Source organism: Nesterenkonia sandarakina, assembly GCF_003003175.1.
In the GTDB taxonomy this organism is placed as follows: Bacteria; Actinomycetota; Actinomycetes; order Actinomycetales; family Micrococcaceae; genus Nesterenkonia; species Nesterenkonia sandarakina_A.
This window is the reverse complement of the sequence record NZ_PVTY01000045.1, coordinates 1-3252: the sequence shown is the minus strand read 5'-3', so window position 1 is coordinate 3252 and position 3252 is coordinate 1. Positions and strand designations below refer to the sequence as shown.

The window sequence follows — 3252 nt, the reverse complement described above, 5'->3', positions numbered from 1 at the left end:
GCGGGCTCTTCTCCTGCGGATGGGTGGTGTCGTAACTTCCATCCTGTGGTGGGGAGCCCGTTCCTCATCTCATCGACGCACCCGTGGCAAGAACCTCATGCCCCACAACATCTAGACGCCGATCGATCTGGGGCGCACAGCTCCTGACTGTGCCGGTGCGTAACCAGACTTGGCAGCGCCGCTGCCTCGAGTCAGAATTTCTCTGGCCGCAGGACCTCGACCTCGCTGAGGTAAAGGATCATCGCGTAGTTCTTGGAGTAGTGCTCTCGCAGATGTGTGGCCAGTGTCCGAGAAGTGTCGGCGTCGCAGACGACCTCGATCCTGATGTTCGCACTGGCTTCCCACCCGGCGTTGCGCACTCCGTGGTCACCTTTTCCGCGGGCGTCGGTGATGGTGTATCCATGTGCGCCGAGACTTTCGATCTCACGTACCAGCGTCCCCTCCAGGGCAGCTTCGGTGACGACGGTCAGTAATTTGCGCTGATGCGGATTCACGGGGTCATCTCCTTGTCAACCATGCGCCAGGGTGGCCATGGCGTGATAGATGGGTATGCCGAACAGGACGTTGAAGGGGAACGTGATGCCGAGGGCGGCCGCCAAGGACAGTGTGGGGTTGGCCTCCGGGACCGAGATCCGCATCGCCGCCGGCACCGCGATGTAGGAAGCACTGGCGGCTAATGTTGCCAGAATCACGGTGCCTCCAAGGGAGAGTCCCAGCAGATAGGCGGTGGCGGTGCCCACGACGGCGGAGAACAGCGGCATGACGACTCCGAAACCCACCAGGAAGAGTCCGTAACGGCGCAAGCCCGTCAGCTGAGCGGCGGTGATGATGCCCATCTCCAGCAGGAATAAGGCCAGTATGCCCTTGAAAAGATCCACGAAGAGCGGTTCGAGTGGAGTCATGCCGTCTGGGCCGGCTGCCCATCCGATGAGCAGCCCACCCAGCAGGAGCACGATTCCTTTGCCGAGGAACACCTCGTGTAACACGGAGCCCCACTTCGTGGAACGGGAGACGCCCCGCGCCAGGATGATGCCTACGAGGATCGCAGGCACCTCCATGAGGACCAGCAACAGGGGCATGTGCTCTTCAAACGGCACCTGGCGACTGCCGAGATAGGCCACGGCCACGGCATAGGTGCCCACGCTGACTGACCCATAGTGCGCAGCGATGGATGCCGCGTCCGCACGCTGCAGACGGCCCAACTTTCGTAGGACTGGGAAAGCGATCAATGCCAGGAAAAAGCCCATCGTGACTACTGCCACCATCTGGGGCAGCAACTGGCCCAGTGGCTGTTTGGCCAGCTCGACGCCACCCTTAAGCCCTATAGCCAACAGCAGCACTATGGTGACGAGCTCATAAACCGCGGCTGGTAGGCGGAGCTCTGAGCGCAACAGTCCGGCAGAGATGCCCAGCACGAAGAAGAGGATGACAGGATCAAGCATGCCGGTGGGTCCTTCCGAGAGCGTCCAGCACAGCAGGGTCACAACAGGGACCCCAACCAAAGACACAGAATACACAACTTCAGTGTCATGTATTGAATGTCGCATATGCGTTAGACTGGAGCATGCCCGAATGGACTTTTCTCAGCAATCACGCTCACGTCCTGATATGCGTGGCGCGAGATCCTGGGTTACTGGTCCGAGAGATCGCCCACAAGGTGGGGATCACCGAACGCGCGGCACAGCGGATCCTGGCAGAGCTTATTGATGCGGGGTACCTGGACAGGGAGCGTGATGGCCGCCGCAATCGGTATCGGGTGCATCCGGAACTTCCTCTGCGGCATCCGGTAGAGCGCCATCACCGAGTCGGGGAGCTGCTGACTGCCTTGAACGATGACGGTGAATAGGTCCAGAATGAACCGGCGCAGGGGTGATGCCGGTGCTGTTTGCGTTCGGATTGATGGGCCCCGTGACCAAGAAGATCCATCCCCCGCTGCGCGCGAGGTGAGTGCGGCTCGTCGCCTACCTATAAGGCTTGAGACGCTCCACTACCAGGCCCTCACCGGAGAGCCCGAACCCGCAAAATATCGGCAGAGAAGCCCAGGCTGGTTCAGCGCCACTACGCCACAGGGGCTTATAGTGCTGTCGTTCGAGACAGCTGTAGGACTGAACGCGGAGCCGCGCCTCTTGCCTCGACAGACAAGCTGATTTTGGTGTCACCAGGTGAGCTCATGGCGTACACGTTCGAAAGAACGGATAGAGGGAAGGACTCTCATCGCTGGTGTGCTGCCGCGAAAGTCTGAACTAGGCCGGAATCTACGCTTAGAGCTTCGATCACCTAGGGCTCAAGTGTGGTGGCGGGGATCTGGTGGCCTAGTGAGGTGATGAGCTGTTCAGCGAGGGCCGCAGAGATTTGGGCCGGTAAATCTCACAGAGGCAGCGGGCCGTGGAGTTACCAGCCATAGTCGGGTCCGCCCTCGCGCACAAAGACGCAACCCCTTCCATCGTCGTCTGCGCACTGCTGCAGATGAAGGGATATAACCTGCCCGATGAACCATCTGCCGACGCGCCGCAGAGGCGACATGTGTCGCTGCGAGGACACCGCCAATAACCGTTGCGAGTCACACTTGACGTTTGCATGGGTGGGTTGCAGGGCAGAGGAGCGCCCGGTGAGCGATCGGCGGATTCTGGCGGTCATTGCAACAGGAAGTCTTCGATCAATTCCCCCGGCGCTCTGGACCGCCCCGGGACCGGCGTTGTACGCCGCGAGTGACAGTTCAGCGAGCTCGCGCTCATTGCCGGCCAAGTCGGTTACCTCGTCGGCCACAGCGGCCATATAGCGGCCCATAGCCGCTATGGCGTCTTGCGCGTTGAACGGGTCTCCCCCGTCGCCGTAGGTGTCCCAGGCCTGGGGCATGAACTGAACGATTCCCTGGGCTCCTACAGGGCTTGTGGCGTCGGGGTTCCATCCTGATTCGGCGTCGATCTGCGCAGCCAGGAGATCGACGGAGAGGCCCGACTCAGCAGCCGCGGATTCAAGCGCCTCCCGATACTCTTCCGGGATGGCGGAATCGTCCTCCATGGTGCCGGGACGGCACGAGGCTTGCGGCTCTTCCTCTTCTCCCCCGCTGATTGCGATGACGAGGATGAACAGCGGAACGCCGATGAGTAGGGCGATGATGCCCAGCATGAGGCCGCAGCCTGATCCCTGGTTATCTGGCTCTTCGCAGATGAGGGTGTAGCAACCGTTGGCGTGGCGGTGCACAGATAGATGTCGAGGCCTTCCGAAGATGGAAGTTCCTACACTGCCCAT

Annotated in this window: 4 protein-coding genes; 1 reads left to right on the top strand and 3 read right to left on the bottom strand. The window is 61.0% G+C overall.

Annotation, left to right across the window (positions count from 1 at the left end):
• Positions 1-191: 191 nt before the first annotated feature.
• Both BCL67_RS15025 and BCL67_RS15020 read right to left on the bottom strand, forming a co-directional pair.
• Positions 192-494, bottom strand: a complete 303-nt coding sequence (locus tag BCL67_RS15025; protein WP_106124206.1) for a P-II family nitrogen regulator — start codon at positions 492-494, stop codon at positions 192-194.
• A 15-nt stretch (positions 495-509) separates the two neighbouring features.
• The gene (locus BCL67_RS15020; protein WP_106124205.1) at positions 510-1442 is read right to left on the bottom strand and encodes a sodium-dependent bicarbonate transport family permease; all 933 of its coding nucleotides are present in this window, start codon (positions 1440-1442) and stop codon (positions 510-512) included.
• Between the two features lie 122 nt (positions 1443-1564).
• On the opposite strand from BCL67_RS15020, the gene BCL67_RS15015 reads away from it, so the two are divergent.
• Positions 1565-1846 carry a helix-turn-helix transcriptional regulator gene (locus BCL67_RS15015; RefSeq protein WP_106124204.1) on the top strand — a complete coding sequence of 94 codons (282 nt, stop codon included), beginning with the start codon at positions 1565-1567 and terminating at the stop codon, positions 1844-1846.
• 545 nt (positions 1847-2391) lie between these two features.
• Here the strand turns inward: BCL67_RS15015 and BCL67_RS15010 are convergent.
• The coding region (locus tag BCL67_RS15010; protein WP_106124203.1) for a lytic transglycosylase domain-containing protein at positions 2392-3252 on the bottom strand (861 nt) is incomplete at its 5' end.

Excerpts from the sequence above, each read along its gene's own strand:
- BCL67_RS15020 (WP_106124205.1), bottom strand. The coding sequence starts at position 1,442 with ATGCTTGATCCTGTCATCCTCTTCTTCGTGCTGGGCATCTCTGCCGGA.
- BCL67_RS15015 (WP_106124204.1), top strand. The coding sequence starts at position 1,565 with ATGCCCGAATGGACTTTTCTCAGCAATCACGCTCACGTCCTGATATGC.